Genomic DNA, 20,865 nt, shown 5'->3' on the forward strand with positions numbered 1-20,865 from the left:
CTAACAGATTTAACATAGGGGTTTTTAGATAAAATTATGATTTCTTTCTCTGTAAAAGTCTTTTTACTCATGATTTCTCCGTCTCCAGTATGTCTCTAGTTGTGTTATTAAATTATATAAAAAAAGTACCCTATAGAAAGCACTTTTTTAAGTGTCTACTCTATAGGGTACATTTTAATTGAAGCAGGTTGTTTTTTTATTATCCACCAATATAAGACATTTCAATTTTTTTCCGCTTCTTATTGGATTCAGCCATTCTTTCGTCAGAATAGCGATCATCACGACCATTCCAAATTTCTGAAATCCGCCTGGTAAGCTCCTCATCCGTAGCACCATTTCTCATGATATTACGAACGTCATGACCGTTTCCATTAAACAAACAGGTAAATAATTGGCCATTTGCCGATAAGCGTGCACGAGTACAGCTTGAACAAAAAGACTCAGACACGGATGAAATAAACCCAACGTTTACATTCGTATCTTTATAACGGTAAAGTTTCGCCACCTCACCAAAATAAGCAGGGTTCACCGGCTCCAACTCATAATGTTCTTTTAGCATTTCATAAATCTGCCTTTTCGTAATGACATCATCCATCTTCCAGCCATTCGTTGAACCTACATCCATAAATTCAATATACCGGAGCTCAAGACCGTTTTTCTTGCAAAAATCCGCCATCGGGACAATTTCGGTATCGTTTAGCCCTTTTTTAACTACCATATTGATTTTCACGCCCAATCCTGCTTGTTTTGCCGCTTCGATTCCTTCTAGAACAGGTTTGGTTCCGATATTTCGCCCGTTTATTTTTCCAAACAATTCATCATTCAGGCTGTCAAGGCTGACATTAACCCGTTTTAGTCCGGCCTGTTTTAGTTTTTCAGCAAATTTCTTCAACATTACACCGTTTGTTGTTAAACCAATATCTTTAAGACCTTCTATTTCAGAGAGTTTACTAACCAATACAGGTAAATCTCTTCTTAACAGTGGTTCTCCACCTGTTAATCGAATTTTTTCAACTCCTATTTGAACAAAGATCTTTGCCAGCCGCTCAATTTCTTCATAGGTTAATAAAGCGCTTTTTGGCAAAAAAACAAAATCGGGTCCAAATTGATCTGCTGGCATGCAATACTGACAGCGGAAATTACAGCGGTCAATAACAGAAATCCGCAAATCATGTAATGGCCGATTAAATTTATCTTTAATAATGGTATTTTCCATTCTAATCAACTCCATTATTTTTAGGCTCTGTTGATATGGCAGTCGATTTCCGTTCTAGGCACGAAGAAAATGCGTTAGCATTTTCGAGGAGTCTTCGTGCCTTCCACTCCAATCAACTTTGTTGAAAAATCAACATTAACCTTTACACAACTTATTTAAATAACCACTCATTTTTTTGATGAAATCCTCACTTTTACTAGTTAACTTACTATTTATCATAACAGAAGATGGTTTTGGTACAAACGATTGTTTTTGGAAATATTCATTGAAAAATATTTCAAAACATTTATCAAAAAAAGCGATAATCAGTTTTCACTATATTGTCATGGTTTACTTCTTTTTTTCACAAAAACCTGAGGTAAAATGTTTATAACAATACAAAAATGACCTAGTGAAATATAACTAGTTTTTAACTATAGACGGGGTGAGAACTGAATGATGACGAAAATGAAACCTACCCATTCATTAGAAATAATAGAATTACTTAAATTCGCTGACCGTAAGTTCAGAAGTGAGAGAGGAAAATTTTTATTCCAAGAAGGAATGGTGGCTGAGGAACTCTATATCATCCTTTCCGGCAAAATCCAAATTAGTAAAATTACCTCAGATGGACGGGAGCTTTCCTTAAGAATCTGTGGGGAAAATGATATTTGTGGAGAATTGACACTGTTTACGGATAATCCAAAATTTTTACTTAGTGCCAAGGTCCTGGAAGAAGGGGAAATTGTCGCTATTAAAAAAGATGTGATTGAAAGCGAAATTTTCCAAGACAGCAAACTTGCTTTTGAATTCATGAAATGGATGAGTGATCATTTCCGCAAAACCCAAACAAAATTTCGTGATCTTGTCTTAAATGGTAAACGCGGCGCACTTTTTTCAACGCTTATTCGAATGTCTAATAGTTATGGTATTCATAAGGACCGTGAAATATTAATTGATTTACCCCTTACAAATCAAGAGCTTGCCAATTTCTGTGGCACCTCCCGCGAAAGTACGAATCGTATTTTAAGTGAATTAAAGAAGGACAATATTATTTCAGTTAAAAAAGGAAAAATCTCAATTTTGGATCTTCAATATTTAAAAGATGAAATCGGCTGCGAGAATTGTCCAGCTGTTTATTGTAATATCGAATAGGATGGGAAACCATCCTATTTTATTTTGGGTCGGGGAAGCACTCGGTTTGAATTACTTCCCCGAAATTTTTTACTGGACTTGCTTATCCCTTAATGCTTTTGGAATGTAAACGCAGAATGGTTCACTTTCAAGATAATCCCCTGTCATCGCATATGCTCTAGATCTTGATCCACCACAGACATAGCGGAATTCGCAAACACCGCATTTTCCTTTAAACGAATCCGGATCTCGCAACGATTTAAAGATTGGAGACTCACGGTAAATTTCCGCAAGTGGCCTCTCACGAATATTCCCAGCTTGTACAGGTAAAAGTCCACTAGGATAGACATCACCGATATGAGAGATGAACACAAAACCATTTCCGTCATTTACACCTTTTGGTGCACGGCCTAGGCCGTCAATTGAACCTGTAAGTCCTTTTTCTGTTAGAGCAGTTAAATAGTTAATTTCATCGGTTTGTTGTTTCGCTTCACGCATTTTTTGCTGGATGACCACACGACGGTAATGCATTGCTTCTGTTGTTTTAATATCAAAGGATACTCGTTTACTTAAATCATAAAGCCATCTTAGAACCCTTTCATGTTCTACTGGGGAGATCATATCCGAAGCCTGGCCTCTTCCAGTTGGTACAAGGAAAAAGACACTCCAAAGTACACAGTTTAAATCCTCGACCATTTTCGCCATTTCATCGAGATATTCAACATTATATCTTGAAATTACCGTATTAATTTGAATCGGCAGCCCTACCTCATGCAAGTAATTTATTCTTTCCATCGTCAAATCAAAGGACCCTGCAGTACCGCGGAAATGGTCGTGGACCTCCGCGTTTGGTCCGTCAATACTAAATGCCCAGCGGGAAAGACCAACTTCCTTCGCCTTTTGAATGGCTTCCTTCGTAACATTTGGAGTCGCACTCGGAGTCATCGAAACTCGGACGCCTTTTTCGACTGCATATTTAGCAATATCAAAGATATCTTCCCTCATAAGCGGATCTCCGCCTGTAAAGACTAGCATAGGATTATTCATTTCATATATTTGATCAATAAGATTTTTTCCTTCTTCAAAGGTTAATTCACGCGGGTCCCTTGCATATTGGGCATCGGCACGGCAATGCAGACATTTTAATTGACAAGCACGTGTAAGTTCCCAAATAACGATAAATGGATCTTTATTAAAATCTCGGCTAATAGCCATGATGAAACGCCTCCTACATCAGCTATTTCAAAACAAACAGCTTTAATAACTGTATTATAAAGTTGTTTATATTTGAAAAATGTGAAATAACTCACTAAAGAGGCGTTTAAATATGTCTGTTTTGTGAAAACAAAAAAACAGCAAGAGTTCGACTCTGCTGTTTAAAAACTAAATTCTAGCGAATTCCAAGGGCAATTTTAGCATAGCGTGACATCATTTCTTTATCCCATGGCGGATTCCAAACGATATTTACCTCTACATCTTTGATTTCCGGAATATCTGCTAATGATCTTTTCACCTGATCCACAATTGTTCCTGCAAGGGGACATCCCATTGAAGTTAACGTCATCGTAATATCAACTTTGCCTTGATCATCCATTTCCACATTATAGACTAAACCTAAATTAACGATATCAACACCTAATTCCGGATCGACTACTAGCTCTAGGGCACCCATTATATTTTCTTTTAATTCCTCATTCATTATGTTCACTCCTGTTCATTTTCTATTTACTTTACAAGTATTTTGCAAACCAATCAACCGTTGCTATTAAGCCCTTCTTGCTAACCTTATGACCGGCATGCTCATCTGTTATAAAGGCTAGCCTTTCAGGGTTTTGGCTATAGCTAGATATAATGGTTTCATAAAATTGATATGTTAAGGAATAGGGAACAATCGGGTCTTTTTTTCCATGCCAAAACAATAGCGGTCTTTGTTCTAGTTTTTCCGGATATAGACTTAAGTCATAATCCCTAAGAATCATGAGCTGATCCGCAATTTCTTCCTCAGTAAAAGGAATTTCCATTCCCTGGCTTTTTAAATGGTCAAGCTGCCAGAGAGAAAATTGCTCGTATGACGGCATTCCCATTAAGCTAACTGCCACTTTAATCCATTGGTATTGGGTGATAGCACCGAGTGTTACAATTCCACCCATTGAAGTTCCGACAAGACCGATACGGTTTGGATCAGCCAATCCATGTTGAACCAAATGTTCTTTTAGCGTCTTAAGTTCAGTAATGGTTTCGATGACGATGTTCCAAAATTCGGTGACTAACTCCCTCTCCTCTAATTCTTTCTGACGTTCACCATGGTGCATGGTATCAGGCAAAATCACCCGAAAACCTTTTTCTGCTAATAGATAGGCATAGTGCAGATTATGTTCCTTTGCACTTGTAATTCCATGAATAAAAATAATGGTTGGCAGTGAATCTTGATGTATTTCTTTTTTAACAACTTCTAAAGCAGGTATATCCTTAATGTAATCTCTTTCGATGATGACCACTATAGAATCCTCCTGAAGCTATATATAAGTATATCGATAATTTACATGGTATGATGTGAATTTTTTTACAGGTTAGGTATAAAATTGTTAACATAGTATTTATATAAGTTCTAAACCTGCTTTCAATTGTATGTAGAAAATCACATTTGTAGTGTATCATGTAAACAATCATTTTCCTAAAATAAAGCTTTTATCGCTTCCAAAATAAAAATAGAGAAGGAGTCCATATCCATATGGCAGAAAGACACTTAATTGCTTTAGATTTAGATGGGACATTATTAAAAGACGACAAAACGATTTCATTAAAAACAAAGGATATTTTGAAAAAAGCCAAAGACGCAGGACATATCATTATGATTGCTACAGGGAGACCATACCGCTCTAGTGAAATGTATTATCATGAATTGGAATTGGATACTCCTATTGTTAATTTCAACGGAGCATTTATGCATCATCCACGAAACCCTGGCTGGGGATTTTTTCATGAACCCTTGGATGTTAAAGTGGCAAAGGAAATTGTTGATGCCTGCAGATCCTTCCAATTTCATAATATTATTGCGGAAGTGATGGATGATGTTTATTTTCATTACCACGATGAAAAGCTTCTTGATATTTTTGGAATGGGAAAACCAAAGGTGACAACCGGGGATTTAAGTAATTTTTTAAAGGATTCACCAACAAGTTTATTAATTCATACAGAAGAGGATGAGTTACGGCTAATTCGCCAGCATTTATCTGAAATCCATGCAGAAGTGATTGAACAACGCAGTTGGGCTGCACCATGGCATGTGATTGAAATTATTAAATCCGGAATAAACAAAGCAGTTGGCTTGAAAAAGGCTGCTGATTTTTTCAATATTCCTGCTGAAAGAGTGGTTGCATTTGGGGATGAGGATAATGACCTTGAAATGATTGAATATGCTGGGCATGGAATTGCGATGGGCAATGCAATTGATCAGTTAAAAAATATTGCAAACGATGTTACCCTTACGAATGAAAAAGATGGAGTCGGAGTATATATAGCTGATTTATTACATTTAAAATAGTGCTTTTTTCGCCATTGTTTACCTAAATGAAAACGTCAATTCGGAGCATACTAATTTTTGAGGCAGCAACTGCTGTTTCAATCGAAGCTCAAACATTGGAGGGATTCGAATGGGTAAACGAAACAAATCAAAACGCTTTGTCCAGCAAGGAAAAGATACGGTCTCTAAGCATGCCGAACGTATCCCCTATCACATGACATACGCTGAAGCGGAAGCTCAGAAAATGTCCAATGTGCAAGACTCCTCGCTGGGAGGAATATAATAATGGGTAACCAATTATTCCAGGAAGCACGAAGATTTGTGGAGATGGCGAAGTCTGCCAGCCCTGCTGAACGTGATTCGGCTGTGGAAAAAGCCAAAAATGCTTTAAGTTCCGCATTTGCCAATTCTACATTCGCCGAACAACGTCAGCTCCAACAAATGCAAAATGAGCTTGAGCAATAAGAAAAAGGAAAGCGCCTGGCGCTTTCCTTTTTCATTCCTACTGATAAAATTTTTCTAAAACAACTGGGAAGGAATTCATTATTTTATTTTCATGGTCTCTTTCATATAAAAATAAAATGAAGGATCCATGCTCAGGAAGCTTTGTTTCAGAGATTTGAACTTGAATCGTAAACGGTTTCCACACTTCTGTTTTCTGTCCAATATTAATTTGTGTTTCTTTAACAAACTCCCTGTGTCCATCTTCCACTGTATAATAAAAATTCCCTTTTGATGGTTTTGTTTCGCCCATTATTTTATATTTCCCACGGTTTCCTGCCACCTTCACATGTCGGAAAACTGGATTCTCTTCGGGGATGATTATTGTTTTATGAATCGTTAATTTCTCTCTATTTGATATAGGTTCCTCATTCAAACTTACAGGTTTTAACGTGATATGAGCATTGTATTCACCAGCAGGGACCCTTTTTCCGTCAACCATATAATCCCAGACAGCAATTCTTTTATAAGAAGTTTTTGGCTCTATCTTTATTGTTTGAAAGGCCTGTAAAAAATAGCGTCCTTTGGAATAGCGATATACTTCATTGCCGCTTTTATCTGTGACGGTAATGTCAAAAAGTTGAGAAGTTGGGAATTCCAAGTTAAGCGGTATTTCTCCTTCATTCTTAAGAAGAAATTCAAATTCCACAGCTTCCGGCCCTGCTGAAGGGATTACATTAAAGGTAAAGGCAGAATCACTTACATTCCTCTCGTTTCCATTTGCAAACGTATTTGTATGAAAAGAAAAAAATAGTAGAAAGATACACAATAGATTCTTCATAATGCCTCCTGTTAATCTTTTCGAAAGAAACCGTAAATTCCCGCTGTTTCTATGATATTTGTAAATGCTTTTGGGTCAACCTCCTTAATAATTCTTTCTAAATCAAAAAGCTCATAGCGAGTAATCACAATCATCAACATATCTCGGGGTTCATTGGAAAAAGCCCCCTTTGCAGGTACCATTGTGATTCCTCTAACCAGTTTGTTTTGTATTTCCTTTTTTAATTCATCCGCTTTTTTTGTAATAATCATCGCAGTCAGCTTTTCATGTCGTGTGTGAATGGCATCAATGATCCTAGTGGACGTGTACAAGGTCACCAGTGTATAAAGTGCTTTTTCCCAGCCATAAAGAAGCCCGGCAGTTGCAATGATAATTCCATTTAAAATAAACATATACGTCCCAACCGGCTTGTCTTTCATCCTTGAGAGAACCATTGCAATGATATCCAATCCGCCTGTTGATGCTCCCCATTTTAAAGTGATTCCAACCCCAACAGCCAAAATTACACCGCCAAATACTGCATTTAACAGGATATCATGAGAGACCTTATGAATAGGGATGACGGATAAGAATAAAGAAGAAAGGATAACACTGAGAAAGCTATATATGGTAAATGACCTTCCCACCTTCATCCAACCAAGAATTGCAACAGGAATATTTAACACTAGCAATAAAAATCCCATTGAGACATGAATCGGGGTATGGTCACTTAACACTCTTGAAAGTAATTGGGCAATCCCTGTAAAGCCACTGGAATAGACATTGGCAGGAATTAAAAATAAGTTCATTGCAATCGCATTCAATAAAGCCCCCGCCACGACGATTAATATTTTTTTCGTTTGCAGCCAAAGCATTTCATCATCCCTTCATTTGTAAAATTCAATGTTCTGATTGTACAGTTCCTTCCATTTCTGAATTGTATTTTTAGCCTTAAACCGATAAACTAAAGTTAACTATATTAGCTTGAAAGCAGGTGAGCTTCATGCCGATAAAGATTCTGGCGGATAGCGCATGTGATTTACCTCTTAGTTTTTATTCTGAAAGCAATGTAACACTGATTCCGCTAAAGGTTCACGTAAATGGGCAGGAGTATGAGGATGTAAAAACCATTGATCCTAAAACTGTTTATGATGCCATTCGAAACGGAAGTGTACCGAAAACATCCCAAGCATCTCCTCTATTATTTGAGCAGATCTTTACAAACATGGCTGAAAATAATGAAGTTGGAATTTATATAGCCTTTTCCTCACAGCTATCCGGAACCTATTCAACCGCTGTTATGATTCTTGACCAAGTCAAGGAAAAATATCCAAATTTTGATCTAACAATTATTGATACGAAGTGTGCCTCTCTTGGACAAGGCCTTATTGTGACGGAAGCGGCAAGGCTTTCATCGAAAAATGTTCCGAAAGAAGAAATTTTGAAGGATATTATTTTTAGAAGTCAGCATATGGAGCATCTTTTCACAGTCGAAGACTTAGACTATTTAGCAAAGGGGGGCAGGGTTTCGAAAGCATCTGCCTTTCTCGGAGGATTACTAAATATTAAACCGGTTTTAAACGTAGAGGACGGAAAATTAGTTCCGATTGAAAAAATACGCGGTAAAAAGAAAGTGTTGCGCCGTTTAATTGAATTGATGAAGGAGCGCGGTTCCGATATACAGGAGCAAGTCGTAGGAATCAGCCATGCTGACAATGAAGAAACAGCCCTGGAAATAAGAGCAATGATTGAAGAGGAACTACACCCCAAAGCGGTATATATTTCTTCCATTGGCTCAGCAATTGGTTCCCATACCGGTGCCGGAACCATTTCAATTTTCTTCTTAAATCAATTGCCATAATGCCCTTTTGCCTCACTAAGCTGTCGAAAAACTTTCGATAGCCTTTTATTTCTTCATTCCCTTTAATAATTCACCGCAATAATTTATTAAAACATTCATAATATTAAAGCCTGTTCAACAGGCCCAATAGCATAGACAATCATTTTAAAAAATCAGTATTTTAATTAAATAAAAATTGCCAAGAAAAATAACATTTCTCGACAATCTGAGTGAGACTTTTGCTTATCTAGCTCTAGCGTCTAGGGGCTCTGGACATAAGCCCCTGGTAAAGACGCTTTCGCTTTTCTTATTTATGGTCTGTTTTCTTCGAGTATTGATTTTTCCCTGCTTGGCGATTTTTTTCGCGCATCATGTTTTTTTCGTGTCTTAAGGCATTATTGTCCTGTGCTTTTTTATCATTATCTGATGTATGAGGCAAATTCAAAACTCCTTTCCTTCATGTTCAATCATTAGTGTAAGCATTTCGAAAAGGAGTATGTAATATGTTTGCTAATCTTTTTTTACATAGGTCCAACCATTCTCTTGATAGACCTTGCCTTCTTTCATCAGCTTTCCAAGAGCACGTTTAAAGGAACCTTTGCTTAAACCAAATCGTTCTTTAATATCCTCAGGCATACTCTTGTCCCCGTATGGCATGGCGCCATTTCTGCTCATTAAATATTCATAAATTATTTCTCCATCCTGATCCAGCGATTCCTCTTTTCTGGCAAGCAGTGAAATATTAACCGTCCCATCTTCTTTTACATCAATGATCCTGCCTTCGATTTTTTGTCCAAGACGGGGTTCTTGCTGTCTTTGTGACTCATGAATAAAACCCTTAAAGCCCTCAATTGTATAGACCCAGCTGCCGACCTTTGCCGTACGGTAAATATGGCCCTGAACATTTTTATTGAATGCCTGTCTTGTTGCTTTGACGGAAATAGATTGAATGATCTGGTCACTGGCAAGCTTTGCGTACAAAAGATAATTACGATTTACCCTCAAAGTAATGTAAACCATATCACCAGGCTCCGGCCAGACGGATTTATGGGCTGGAAGATCGTCTGCACCTAATAAAAGGTCCTTTTGCATTCCAATATCTAAAAAGACTCCGATTTTCGGATTAACATCTGTTACCTTGACCCAGCCATACCTGCCAACAGAAATTTCCGGAATCTTTGTTGAAGCAATCATCCTGCCCTGCGAATCATGGAAAAGAAAGACCTCTAAGCGCTCTCCTTCTTCATATTCACGCTCGGTTTCATTTATATGTAACAAGACATCCTCATTTCCATCTGTTAAAAAATAGCCAAATGGCGCTTTTCGTGCCACTTCCAAACTGGTAGTCTGGCCAATCAATTCTTTTATTGACATGTTTATTCCCCTTTTCTTTCCCTTGGAGATAGTTGTTTGAACTGCTATATTTTACTATAATGTACCCATAAAGGGAAACCATGCAAATATTGGCGAAAATGATAAACAGGAGGTTTTTGTTATGTCTAAAGATAGTTCGTTTGATATTGTGTCCAAAGTAGACTTTTCTGAAGTCACAAACGCAATCACCCAAACAATGAAAGAAATTCAGACCCGTTACGATTTTAAAGGCAGTAAGAGTGAGGTATCACTCGATAAAGAAGATCTTGTCCTTATTTCAGATGATGAATATAAGTTAGACCAATTGAAGGATGTTCTGTTAGGCAAACTGATTAAGCGAGGGATTCCGATCAGAAATCTTGATTATGGTAAGATTGAAAAAGCTTCCGGAGGAACCGTAAGGCAAAGGGCGAAACTTGTTCAAGGAATTGATAAAGAAAATGCCAAAAAAATAAACACAATCATTAAAAATAGCGGTGTTAAAGTCAAAAGCCAGGTGCAGGACGACCAGGTACGAGTCAGTGGCAAGAACCGGGATGATCTCCAAAAAATCATTTCATTAGTCCGAGAAGCAGACCTTACTGTAGATGTTCAGTTTATTAATTATCGATAGAAAATATGGGAAATGGTTGAAAAACCTTTTCCCTTTTTTCATATTCTTAGGTTTTTATCGAAGACTAACAGGTGTAATTAACACTTGGAGGTAACAATATGAGCAGCCAAAAGCAACCAAAAGCAGTTTTTCCGCCACAGCACCAAAATCATCAGCCTGGCGTGGAAAGTGAAATGAACCCTCGACCCATTTCGATTGATGCAAATTATAAATCCAGCGGAAAATTATCCGGAAAAAAGGCGATTATTACCGGTGGTGACAGTGGGATTGGTAAATCGGTGGCCATTTATTTTGCCAAAGAAGGCGCGGATGTAACTATTGTCTATTTAGAAGAACATCAAGATGCGGAAGAAACAAAAAAGTTAATTGAAGAAGAAGGAAGGCGCTGCCTGCTCTTTTCCGGTGATATAGGCAGTGAAGACTATTGCAAGAAAGTCGTGAACAAAACCATCGAAGAATTTGGAAAGATTGATATACTTGTAAACAATGCGGCGGAACAGCACCCGCAAAAAAGCTTACTGAATATTACAGCGGCCCAGCTTGAAAAAACATTTCGCACCAATATTTTTTCCTATTTTCATATGTCAAAAATGGTCCTGCCACATCTAAAAAAAGGAGCATCGATTATTAATACGGCATCAATTACTGCCTACAAGGGAAATGAACAGCTGCTGGATTACTCTGCCACAAAAGGGGCAATTGTTTCTTTTACTCGCTCACTTGCCCTCTCGCTTGCATCGCAGGGAATAAGAGTGAACGGGGTTGCACCGGGCCCAATATGGACCCCGCTCATACCCTCTACCTTTACAGATGATCAAGTAGCCGTATTCGGTTCGACCACTCCTCTAGGAAGAGCAGGGCAGCCACATGAGCTTGCTCCAAGCTATGTTTTTTTAGCCTCTGATGATTCCTCCTATATTAGCGGCCAAATGTTCCATGTAAACGGCGGGGAGATTATTAATGGATAAATAGAATAGCTCCAGTGCTTTTCTAAGAGTCACTTTCGCTAGACAAAGAACGCACCGGAAGCCTATCAGCTTTCCGGTGCGTTCTTTTAATTCATATTTCTTTTACTTCTCCTAATGATTAAAAACAAAAATAAACAGGCCAATATGATTACAATCATAATGGCTGAAACAAACGGAATATTTATCCCTGTCTTATCCGCCAACACATAAATTTCAGAGTTATCCCGGTCGAGAATAATCGTATATCGATCGCCTTCACTCTTTACCGTATCACCGTTAAGTAAACCGCGAAGCTCTTTTCCCGCATCTAATTGCTTATCCTTTAACGTGATACTTTGTGATTTTTTCGTATTATTAATTGCAATGACCGAGGTTTCACCTTTATATTCCCGCTTATAAATAACCATACCATTCTTTTCATATAATATTTCAAGATTCCCTCTTGTTAAAGATGGAAGTTGATTTCTAAGCTCTCCGATTTTTGTAATAAAATCAATTAAATCTTTTTCTGCTCTGAAGCTCATCTGCCGGCGATTATCCGGAATATCACCGCCATTCAAAGCAATTTCCGTTCCATAATAAATTACGGGTATTCCTGGAATCGTATATAAATAGGTCAAAGCAGTTTTCCAACGGGAACCGGGGAACTGTCTATTTTTTACAATATCTTGCGTGAATCTTGTTGTATATTCATTATCGAAATAATTTGCCATATTGGCTGACGTGTCAAATGTTTTTTTCCCCTTGTCCAATTCAGAAACAACAGGTTGAATGGATTGGTCAGTATTGGCAAAGGCGTCCCTTAAATCCGCACTAACGGGCCCATTATAAAAACTATCAATCCCGGCTTTTTCATACTCTAGTTCATTGGATGGTGATTTTACTGCCGGAATTCCCATTAAAAAAAAGTTTTGCTTCACACCTTTAACTGACGTTGAAAAATCATGCCAAAAGCTGACAGGCACCATGTTTACTTCGGGTAAACTATATCCGTCAATATCTGTTTTCTGAATCCACCATTTAGCAGCCTTAATTAAATAGTTTTTTACCTCAGGGTTATCCTGATTCAGGTCCGGCAACCCATCTGCCCAGCCATTTTCAATCTCTTGGGCGTTGTTCCAGTCCTGGATATCCTGCTTTTTATGAAACCAATCCTGCTTATTTGGATCTGTCACCCACATATGATTTGCTGCAACATTGTTTGCAGGAAAATCAATTAATACTTTCATTTTGCGTTTATGAGCTTCGTTAACCAGCTTTTGAAAGGTCTTAATCGAGCCAAAATGCTCGTCCGTTTTATAAAAATCTTTCACCCAAAAGCCATGATATCCTTTATCGGCATTATCAAAAATCGGATTAAGACGAATAGCGGTAAAACCCATATCATGTATGTAGTCAAGTTTATCGATGATTCCTTGAAAATCGCCGCCGTTATAGACATTAGGATCTTTTGTATTTACATCGAAATTGATACTTGTGTCTCCATCATTAAAGCGGTCCACCATAATTGAATAGATGGACTCATCCTGCCATAACCGCTTATCTTTTTTTACTGCAGCATTTGCAGGAACGGAAGACATCAGAAAAACTGAAATTAAAATGAGTATGATTCTTTTCATATATTGTTCCTCCCTTAAAAAGGGAAGAGGTTCTCCCTCTTCCCTAAACCCATTTTAATCGAATTATGGTTTGAAATCCAAATTTTAACTCAATTTACTATGTTAATATTATAGTCTTTAAACCATGTGTGTAATTGAACAAAATAGGCTAACAACTGCGGTCCTGTCATCAACTGACCAAACCATGGTTCTTTAAAGGATTCTCCCCCGGAATCAACAATACTTTGTAATGAGGTCTTTTCAAAAAATTCATGAAGAGCTGATGATTTATCCTTTAGAATCTCTACCATACGTTTTTGGATCATAGCGGTATATTCCGGATTATGTGTTTTGGGATAAGGACTTTTCTTCCGATAAAGAACTTCTTCGGGTAATATCCCTTCAAATGCCTTACGAAGAATCCCTTTCTCTCTTCCTCGATACATCTTCACATCCCAGGGAATATTCCAGACATATTCAACAAGACGATGATCGGCAAAAGGAACTCTGACCTCTAGGCTGGCCCCCATACTCATTCGGTCCTTTCGGTCAAGTAAGGTGGTCATGAACCAAGTCATATTAATATAAAATAGCTCCCGTCGTTTCGCCTCTTCCAAGCTTTCTCCCGGTAAGCTCGGTGTTTCCTTCACCGCTTGCTGATATTTTTCCATCACATATTCAGATAGTTTTAATTTTCCCCGCCAATTTTGGTTCAATAAATTTTCCCGTTCAAAAACGGAACGCATCCATGGAAACCCCGCACGTTCAAGGTCTTGTTTCCGATGAAACCATGGGTAGCCGCCGAAAATTTCATCTGCACATTCGCCTGAAAGACTAACGACGAAATCCTTTTTGATTTCCTTGCAGAACCAGAGTAAGGAGGAATCTACATCCGCCATTCCAGGGCAGTCCCTTACATGAACCGCTTCGATCAAATCGTCTACAAGTTTTTGCTGTGAAATCATTTTGTTGTGATGTGAGGTATTAAATTTGTCGATAATCATTTGGATGTACTTTCCATCTGCATCCGGCTGGAATTCATTTGCGGCAAAATGGAGATCATTGCCCTCATAGTCAATTGAGTACGTATGGAGTTGCCCTTTCCCTTGGTCTTGAAAGCCTTTCGCAGCAATCGCTGTTATAATGCTTGAGTCAAGCCCGCCTGATAAAAATGTAGATAATGGAACATCTGAAACAAGCTGTCTCGTCACTGCATCTGTCACTAGATAACGTACCTTTTCTGCTGTTTCCTCCACCGAATCTTTATGTTCTTCACTTTTCACGTTCCAATAACGCCAAGTTTTTAAGCCATTTTTTGAAAAGGTCAATGCATGTGCCGGCCGTAGCTCTTTCATTCCCTTAAAAATCCCTGAACCTGGTGACCTTGATGGTCCTGTACCAAGAATCTCGGCCAGCCCTTCACGGTCGAGTTCTGTTTTGATTTCGGGGTGCGTAAGAATCGCTTTTAATTCTGATGCAAAGAGTAACCCTTTTTTGTGTTCCGTGAAAAAAAGTGGTTTTACTCCTAATCTGTCCCGTCCAATAAATAGCTGTTCCTTTTTACTGTCCCAAACAGCAAACGCATAAATTCCGTTTAAATAATTTACGCACTCTTCCGCCCATTCTATATAGGCAGTTAACAGAACTTCTGTATCAGAATGACCCCTAAAAGAATATCCTTTAGTAAGGAGAATTTTACGTAAATCTTCTGTATTGTATAATTCTCCGTTGTAGCAAATGGTATACACAATGCCTTCTTTTTGTTTCGACATTGGCTGTCTTCCCCCTTCTGGGTCGACAACAATCAGTCTCTTATGTCCAAAACCAACATGTGTATTTGTCCAGATGTTCGTTTCATCAGGGCCTCTTTTTGCAAGTGTATTGGCCATTTTTGCTATTGTTTCTGTTTCATTTTTTAATAATTTTTCAAAATCTACCCATCCAGATATCCCGCACACGGTAGTTGGCTCCTTTCTACTACTGTAACTCCAATTTCAATTACATGTTTTAGTGTATTCAGCCCAAAGCAATTGGTTAATTGTCCAAATAAAATGGTATACCAAGTTATAAATTTGCAAGAAGATGTCAACAAAGAAGATGAAAGCATTTGGCACGGAGGTTTAAACATGAATCGACAGCAGCGAAATAAACTTTATGATAATCAACAAAGAGCCTTTAACCAAGGAACTGTTGAGCAAATAAATGATCAATGGATTTTCTTTGATGAGGAAACGGAAGAAGCAAACATGCTTGATGATTTTCATCAGCAAGAAATGGAAATCTTCCGGATGAATCGCTGGAGAAGAGGGATTTTATTTGAGTCAGGAAAAATCCGTTTGGGAAACGAAGTCATTATGCTTCGTGACCATGATCAAGTAAGAATCAAGAAGCATTTGGTGTATTCCCTGGAGAGATTGCTTGAAGGGATTAATGATGATGCCTTTTTTCAATTTGTTACTACCCTAAACTCATTAGGTTTTTCTATTTATGATTGTATCTACTGCTATAACCATTTATCTTTCTTATCAGAGGAACAGCGAAAGGATGGGGTGAATTTTATTGTTTTTGATAATCAGGAACAAATTTGCAATGTGCAGCACCATTTTTTCTATTTTGAAAAGGTCAATGATCGATTTGAATTTACATTGAATACAGGGAAAAGGTTAATCATTGAGAAAATGATTTCATAAAAAAAAGCTGCCGATAAAGGCAGCCTTTTTTTATGGATGTAGGAAAGACATTGGCAGTACGGCAAATCCTAAATATAAAGCAAGGGCGAAAGCCACAACAAACTGAATCCAAAAAACGGAAGTCCTACGATCATTTTTTACCCGTGTTAAAATCATTTCAAAGGTTCCGATTACCCATAGCCCAGCTACTGCTTTTAAAATATATTTCCAGTCAATAATAGATACCTGCGAGAGCAGACCAACACCTGTTGCAATAATCAATAGATAAAATAATCTTAAAATCATTTGGACAATTTTGGCACCTTTTGTTTTGCCGCTTTTATTTAAAGAAAGTGCAACAAAAAATAAAATAAGTGCTACAATCCATGTCGTAATATGTGCGTGAATCATGTAAATTTGCCTCCTTATGTATAGTCCAAACTATCATATCACAGGCAAATTAAAATTACTAAAAATTAAGGCTTAAATCCTGACAATATTGTTAATGAAATAAAGAAGTCGGCATGGCTATACCTGTTGCTTCAAGCTGCTGATAAAATTTCGGCCTTACGCCAGTTGGTACCAAACGACCGATAATTTCCCCTTTCCGATTGATTCCTTCTTGTTTAAAGGTAAAAATCTCCTGTAATAAGATTCTATCTTCTTCCACTCCTAAAACCTCTGTAATACTAGTTATTTTTCTGGAACCATCCTTTAAACGTGATTGATGAATAATCACATTAAGTGCTTTTGCGATTAGGTTTCGAGTAGCCCTTACCTCTAAATCCACTCTTACTATACGCACCATCGTTTCCAAACGAATAATCATATCCCTTGGGCAATTGGAATGTCCTGCAGCCAAAGCCCCCGTGTTACTAGTATTCAGAGCTTGAAGCAAATCAAATGCTTCCTCTCCGCAAATTTCATCAATTATAATATAGTCTGTTGCTACCTTTTCTTCTTCCTCAATATCTATCAAACGTTCACCATTCGGAATAAAATTTTTCAGAGCATTGAGAGTAGTCGATTTACCTGAACCTGTCCCACCACTGAGAAACAGATTGAGCCTGGCTTTTACGCATGCATTCAAGAAAACTGCAATATCCTCTGTTACTGTACCAAAATTAATTAAATCATTCATTTTATAAGATTCCTTTGAAATCTTTCGAATCGTAATAGCCGGTCCATTAATTGCTAATGGCGGAATAATTGCATTCACATGCGACCCATCGGGAAGCGTTGCATCCACCATTGGCGAACTCTCGTTAATTCTTCGCCCAAGTGGAGCTATCATTTTTTCTATTAATCTTATAACATGTTTGTTATCCGAAAATTGGATGGGGGTTAAGATCAATTTCCCCTTCCGTTCACAGTAAACCTGATTAGGACCATTCACCATTACTTCCGAAACGTCCTGATCTAAAAGGAGTTGTCTAAGCTGGGAGAATTCCGCAAAATCGCATAGTAATCCTTGATTACAACTTGCTTTATGATTCGCATGATTGGGAGAGGATGAATTGAGTTTAACAAAAGATGCCTTTTTAGCTGCCTCACCGCCACTTTGGTTTCTTTTATTTTTATTTATTAAACCCATTAATACACCCTGCCTTTCCCAAAAAAAATAACCCCGCCTTTACCTAAAGGGGGGTTGTAGACACAATACTCTTCAGAACATAGAGTGCCTATGCTTTCTAAAAAATATTGTGATAAAACACCCTGATCTTTCGGTAACTGGCTGGCATCGTGCGTAGCACCTTAGCCCCTGTAGCTTTGCGTCACTGATTTTCATCAGCTTTGCCTTTATCGAGTTCAGTGTCTTTCTTATACCGACTGATCTCGTAATCCCATCATAGAACGTTTTCCCCTCGGAGAATACCCAACTTTTTTCTTATTTACTAACAAAAACGATAGTTCTTTTTGACTATCTTATCTTTTTAACGTCATAACTATTGATTACTTTTGTAGAAAAATGGACTTTCATCCTATATCACTAGAAAGAAAAATCCCCCTGCCTGAATCAGCAAGAGGATTTAAACCTATATTTATTCATCCGAATCTGGACTGTTAACCATGATTCCGGCAACTTGTGTTAAACGGTCATAGAATGCTAATCCGGCCGGATTTTGATCCAGACCAATTTCCTGAAATGCCTCCCACATACAACGGAGCCAAGCCCTTGCCCTTTTAGGTGTCACTTCAAATGGCAGATGCCGATCACGCATCGCCGGTGGTCCAAATTCCTGGCTGTATAGCGCTGGCCCGCCTAAGAACTGCGGCAAAAACATGCGCTGTTTTCTCATAATTTCACTCATATCGCCCTCAAATAATGGCCTTAAATCTTTATCATCATATACACGTGGATAAAAGGCATTAACAAGCTGATCAATTGTTTCTTGTCCGCCAATTTCATTATAAAGCGTCTTAAATTGATAATTCATTTTCTTCACCCACTTTAATATTTACTATTTTTATAATTATAAACTTAAATTAAGAATAGTTTTGTGATTCATATCACACAAAAACAGCTTGTAATTTTTAGGGCCTACATTTTTTGGGCGAATGAATCACATTATATCCGCCTATACATATGATAAGTAAAGAAACTTATAAAAAAGGGTGTTGATTTATGCCGGCCATTGTTGGAGTTGCTCAGGTCATTACACTGGGGAACAGTTCAGTTTTTCACATTGGAGATGTTTATAAAATTATGCCCTTTGCTGCTGCTAAAACATTCTCTGGAGCAGGTTCCTTTAACACTGGGGAACGTTTAAACGTCCATAACAATTTAAGTTCCACTAATACAACGGATCCAGACATGATTGATCAAGCAAATGCCTTTAATATGTAATGAATGGGTGATCTAGAATGAATTTTTACATCCAGCAGTCCATTCAAATTAATTTTATCAAAATTGGCGGGATTACCAATTCCTCTGTCCTGCAAATTGGCAGTGCTGGTATCATTAAACCGGCCGCTTATTTGTACAACACTGGCGGGTTTACAGGACCGGCACCGCAAGCTATCAAGCCCGGTGAAGTTCTCCAAACGCCACAGTCCTCACAAATTCTGGCACCGGCTGTTCCATTGCAGGCACCGGTAAGAATGGATGAGTAAATTCCCCGTTATCAAAAATAATTAGCATGTCTCAGGTCGTTCCGCATATATATTTATTTAGGATAGGGAGACGACTAGACGGGGTGATTTTAAATGTATCAGGATTTATACCAATATCTTCAGTGGCTGCTGTCAAACATTCAAACACAGGAAAAAAGGATTGCTGCATTAGAACAGGCTTTGCAGAAAATGCAGAACGATTTAAAGCAAATAGGAGAAAAGCCAACGATTCATGTTGATACAATTGAATATAAATTTGATCAGTTAAAGGTTGAAACTCTTGAAGGCACGCTTTCGATTGGCCTTAATCCTAATGATTTATCCGGTATTGAGGATTTTGCGATACAAGGTCAATCATTAAATACCCCAATTTCTCCAAAGGACCAAATGCAGCGGTCAATGAAAATTGAAGAGGCGATTTATCGTTATTTGGAAATAGATTTACCACAAATAATTGAGGATACCGAAAAACAATTAAGACTCCAGCCAAATGAGTCCTATTTAGCTTTCATCAAACAGGATATAATCAAACAGCTTCCCAATAGAATTGAATATCATTTAAAATCCATTCCTGTAAATGAACAATCAGAGGAAAATAAAACGTTAGTGGAAAATCGAATTATAGAATTACTGAAACAGGAAATTCATAATGGTGTTTATACCTTTTTCAATAATTTACCAGATAATGTGAAAGGAATGAATATCGAATGATCCTTGAAGTTTATAACCGTGAGCTGGTAGTAGGAAACATTCAAATTACTGGTGTAGCCAGTTCTTCTTTAGTCCTTGTGGGTGATACCCAAACGATTCAATTGGCCTCAGCTTTCGACACTCCTGCTGAATCATTAATTATCGGACCATTTGTTCCGCTAGAACCGGATGTGACCCCTGGTTATGCTACAACGAACATCTAATGTTGACCGATTAAATGTAATGGTCCTATCCTACTCCTCGATTATTCAGCTTGGGGATTCCTGCATCGTTAATGGATTTTCCCGCGCCATCGCAGTTCAAAGAGAAGCTGAAATATTCTACGGAAATGAGGGAAATTTCCCAACCTATATGATTTTTAAAAAACCTATTCCATTACCGCCTATCGACGAAGCCATTTCATTTATACCTCACAATCCAAAACCAATAATTAAAGTGAAAAATATTGATATTATCGGTATTTCATCATCCTCGATTTTACATGTAGGAAACAGTAGAAATATTTCAATGGAGGCTAGGGTAAAACATATTCGGCAAGAACTCCCCTTTGGGCATGAGCAGGATATGCAATAGCCGCATATGTTACCTTAGACATTTTTATGGTAAAGGATGTTTTTGATGCCAGCAATTATTGGCCCTGTACAAATCGTTACGGTAAGTGGAGGAATTGTTCAATTTGGTGATACGTTTTATATTTCGCCAAAAAGCACTGCAAAAGCTAATGGAGGCTCTGGGGGATTTAATACCGGTGGAATTGTTGTTACCAACAACGCTATCAGTGGAACAAATGTATTGGATACCGATCTAATTGATCAGCCCATTGTTGGAAACAATTAAAAAACGACATAAACCTATGAACTGGTTT

At 37.9% G+C, this 20,865-nt stretch carries 27 protein-coding genes and 1 riboswitch; of the genes, 14 read left to right on the forward strand and 13 right to left on the reverse strand.

Annotation, left to right across the window (positions count from 1 at the left end; translation table 11 throughout):
- Positions 1-199: 199 nt before the first annotated feature.
- A complete protein-coding gene (moaA, locus tag E2K98_RS26365; protein WP_235824937.1) occupies positions 200-1,216 on the reverse strand; it encodes a GTP 3',8-cyclase MoaA in 1,017 nt (338 codons plus the stop codon).
- Positions 1,217-1,651: 435 nt separating this feature from the next.
- Here moaA and E2K98_RS26370 point away from each other — a divergent pair, with 435 nt between their 5' ends.
- Entirely contained in the window at positions 1,652-2,350 is a 699-nt protein-coding gene (locus E2K98_RS26370) for a Crp/Fnr family transcriptional regulator (RefSeq protein WP_133339430.1), read from the forward strand.
- Positions 2,351-2,419: 69 nt separating this feature from the next.
- On the opposite strand, the gene E2K98_RS26375 is transcribed toward E2K98_RS26370, so the two are convergent.
- The 3 genes from E2K98_RS26375 to E2K98_RS26385 form a co-directional block, all read right to left on the reverse strand.
- The gene (locus E2K98_RS26375) at positions 2,420-3,544 is read right to left on the reverse strand and encodes a TIGR04053 family radical SAM/SPASM domain-containing protein (RefSeq protein WP_133339432.1); all 1,125 of its coding nucleotides are present in this window, start codon (positions 3,542-3,544) and stop codon (positions 2,420-2,422) included.
- A gap of 175 nt (positions 3,545-3,719) precedes the next feature.
- Entirely contained in the window at positions 3,720-4,028 is a 309-nt protein-coding gene (locus E2K98_RS26380) for a metal-sulfur cluster assembly factor (protein ID WP_133339434.1), read from the reverse strand.
- Between the two features lie 31 nt (positions 4,029-4,059).
- On the reverse strand, positions 4,060-4,827 hold the full coding sequence (locus E2K98_RS26385; RefSeq protein ID WP_133339436.1) for an alpha/beta fold hydrolase: 768 nt from the start codon (positions 4,825-4,827) through the stop codon (positions 4,060-4,062).
- Positions 4,828-5,060: 233 nt separating this feature from the next.
- On the opposite strand from E2K98_RS26385, the gene E2K98_RS26390 reads away from it, so the two are divergent.
- From E2K98_RS26390 to E2K98_RS26395, 3 genes are all read left to right on the forward strand, one after another.
- Positions 5,061-5,873: a Cof-type HAD-IIB family hydrolase gene (locus E2K98_RS26390; RefSeq protein WP_133339438.1), complete on the forward strand. Its 813-nt coding sequence runs from the start codon at positions 5,061-5,063 to the stop codon at positions 5,871-5,873.
- 109 nt (positions 5,874-5,982) lie between these two features.
- Complete coding sequence (locus tag E2K98_RS31255) at positions 5,983-6,135, forward strand: hypothetical protein (RefSeq protein ID WP_165976391.1); 153 nt, start codon at positions 5,983-5,985, stop codon at positions 6,133-6,135.
- A gap of 2 nt (positions 6,136-6,137) precedes the next feature.
- A complete protein-coding gene (locus E2K98_RS26395) occupies positions 6,138-6,317 on the forward strand; it encodes a DUF3813 domain-containing protein (protein WP_026574504.1) in 180 nt (59 codons plus the stop codon).
- Between the two features lie 37 nt (positions 6,318-6,354).
- Here E2K98_RS26395 and E2K98_RS26400 read toward each other — a convergent pair whose 3' ends face one another.
- Both E2K98_RS26400 and E2K98_RS26405 read right to left on the reverse strand, forming a co-directional pair.
- On the reverse strand, positions 6,355-7,134 hold the full coding sequence (locus E2K98_RS26400; protein WP_133339440.1) for a BsuPI-related putative proteinase inhibitor: 780 nt from the start codon (positions 7,132-7,134) through the stop codon (positions 6,355-6,357).
- Positions 7,135-7,145: 11 nt separating this feature from the next.
- Complete coding sequence (locus E2K98_RS26405) at positions 7,146-7,988, reverse strand: YitT family protein (RefSeq protein WP_133339442.1); 843 nt, start codon at positions 7,986-7,988, stop codon at positions 7,146-7,148.
- Positions 7,989-8,116: 128 nt separating this feature from the next.
- Between E2K98_RS26405 and E2K98_RS26410 the strand changes: the two genes are divergently transcribed.
- The gene (locus E2K98_RS26410; RefSeq protein WP_133339444.1) at positions 8,117-8,974 is read left to right on the forward strand and encodes a DegV family protein; all 858 of its coding nucleotides are present in this window, start codon (positions 8,117-8,119) and stop codon (positions 8,972-8,974) included.
- Positions 8,975-9,260: 286 nt separating this feature from the next.
- Here E2K98_RS26410 and E2K98_RS26415 read toward each other — a convergent pair whose 3' ends face one another.
- Entirely contained in the window at positions 9,261-9,392 is a 132-nt protein-coding gene (locus E2K98_RS26415) for a DUF3941 domain-containing protein (RefSeq protein ID WP_081810752.1), read from the reverse strand.
- Positions 9,393-9,463: 71 nt separating this feature from the next.
- Positions 9,464-10,327, reverse strand: a complete 864-nt coding sequence (locus E2K98_RS26420; protein ID WP_133339446.1) for a CvfB family protein — start codon at positions 10,325-10,327, stop codon at positions 9,464-9,466.
- 121 nt (positions 10,328-10,448) lie between these two features.
- Here E2K98_RS26420 and E2K98_RS26425 point away from each other — a divergent pair, with 121 nt between their 5' ends.
- On the forward strand, positions 10,449-10,940 hold the full coding sequence (locus E2K98_RS26425) for a YajQ family cyclic di-GMP-binding protein (RefSeq protein WP_133339448.1): 492 nt from the start codon (positions 10,449-10,451) through the stop codon (positions 10,938-10,940).
- A gap of 98 nt (positions 10,941-11,038) precedes the next feature.
- Positions 11,039-11,908: an SDR family oxidoreductase gene (locus E2K98_RS26430; RefSeq protein WP_133339450.1), complete on the forward strand. Its 870-nt coding sequence runs from the start codon at positions 11,039-11,041 to the stop codon at positions 11,906-11,908.
- Between the two features lie 86 nt (positions 11,909-11,994).
- Here E2K98_RS26430 and E2K98_RS26435 read toward each other — a convergent pair whose 3' ends face one another.
- A complete protein-coding gene (locus E2K98_RS26435; protein ID WP_133339452.1) occupies positions 11,995-13,527 on the reverse strand; it encodes an alpha-amylase family glycosyl hydrolase in 1,533 nt (510 codons plus the stop codon).
- An 89-nt stretch (positions 13,528-13,616) separates the two neighbouring features.
- Positions 13,617-15,464 carry an asparagine synthase (glutamine-hydrolyzing) gene (gene asnB, locus E2K98_RS26440; RefSeq protein WP_133339454.1) on the reverse strand — a complete coding sequence of 616 codons (1,848 nt, stop codon included), beginning with the start codon at positions 15,462-15,464 and terminating at the stop codon, positions 13,617-13,619.
- A 168-nt stretch (positions 15,465-15,632) separates the two neighbouring features.
- Between asnB and E2K98_RS26445 the strand changes: the two genes are divergently transcribed.
- A complete protein-coding gene (locus tag E2K98_RS26445; RefSeq protein ID WP_133339456.1) occupies positions 15,633-16,196 on the forward strand; it encodes a DUF2777 domain-containing protein in 564 nt (187 codons plus the stop codon).
- Between the two features lie 30 nt (positions 16,197-16,226).
- Here E2K98_RS26445 and E2K98_RS26450 read toward each other — a convergent pair whose 3' ends face one another.
- The 3 genes from E2K98_RS26450 to E2K98_RS26460 form a co-directional block, all read right to left on the reverse strand.
- The gene (locus tag E2K98_RS26450) at positions 16,227-16,586 is read right to left on the reverse strand and encodes a YisL family protein (protein WP_133339458.1); all 360 of its coding nucleotides are present in this window, start codon (positions 16,584-16,586) and stop codon (positions 16,227-16,229) included.
- Between the two features lie 91 nt (positions 16,587-16,677).
- Positions 16,678-17,769: a CpaF family protein gene (locus E2K98_RS26455; RefSeq protein WP_133339460.1), complete on the reverse strand. Its 1,092-nt coding sequence runs from the start codon at positions 17,767-17,769 to the stop codon at positions 16,678-16,680.
- Positions 17,770-17,898: 129 nt separating this feature from the next.
- A riboswitch (cyclic di-GMP riboswitch) is annotated at positions 17,899-17,984 on the reverse strand.
- A gap of 233 nt (positions 17,985-18,217) precedes the next feature.
- Positions 18,218-18,613: a globin domain-containing protein gene (locus tag E2K98_RS26460; RefSeq protein ID WP_026574485.1), complete on the reverse strand. Its 396-nt coding sequence runs from the start codon at positions 18,611-18,613 to the stop codon at positions 18,218-18,220.
- Between the two features lie 188 nt (positions 18,614-18,801).
- Here E2K98_RS26460 and E2K98_RS26465 point away from each other — a divergent pair, with 188 nt between their 5' ends.
- The 6 genes from E2K98_RS26465 (at position 18,802) to E2K98_RS26490 (ending at position 20,837) form a co-directional block, all read left to right on the forward strand.
- A complete protein-coding gene (locus tag E2K98_RS26465; protein WP_026574484.1) occupies positions 18,802-19,023 on the forward strand; it encodes a spore germination protein in 222 nt (73 codons plus the stop codon).
- Between the two features lie 17 nt (positions 19,024-19,040).
- A complete protein-coding gene (locus E2K98_RS26470; protein WP_133339462.1) occupies positions 19,041-19,289 on the forward strand; it encodes a spore germination protein GerPB in 249 nt (82 codons plus the stop codon).
- A 93-nt stretch (positions 19,290-19,382) separates the two neighbouring features.
- Positions 19,383-20,000: a spore germination protein GerPC gene (gene gerPC / locus E2K98_RS26475; protein WP_133339464.1), complete on the forward strand. Its 618-nt coding sequence runs from the start codon at positions 19,383-19,385 to the stop codon at positions 19,998-20,000.
- Positions 19,997-20,203 carry a spore gernimation protein GerPD gene (locus E2K98_RS26480; RefSeq protein WP_133339466.1) on the forward strand — a complete coding sequence of 69 codons (207 nt, stop codon included), beginning with the start codon at positions 19,997-19,999 and terminating at the stop codon, positions 20,201-20,203. The genes gerPC and E2K98_RS26480 overlap by 4 nt, the downstream gene beginning before the upstream one ends.
- Positions 20,184-20,573, forward strand: coding sequence for a spore germination protein GerPE (locus E2K98_RS26485; RefSeq protein WP_133339468.1), 390 nt, complete (start codon positions 20,184-20,186; stop codon positions 20,571-20,573). Before E2K98_RS26480 ends, E2K98_RS26485 begins: the two co-directional genes overlap by 20 nt.
- 45 nt (positions 20,574-20,618) lie before the next feature.
- Positions 20,619-20,837, forward strand: coding sequence for a spore germination protein (locus tag E2K98_RS26490; RefSeq protein WP_133339470.1), 219 nt, complete (start codon positions 20,619-20,621; stop codon positions 20,835-20,837).
- The last annotated feature ends 28 nt before the right edge of the window (positions 20,838-20,865 follow it).

This window comes from Bacillus salipaludis (assembly GCF_004358205.1).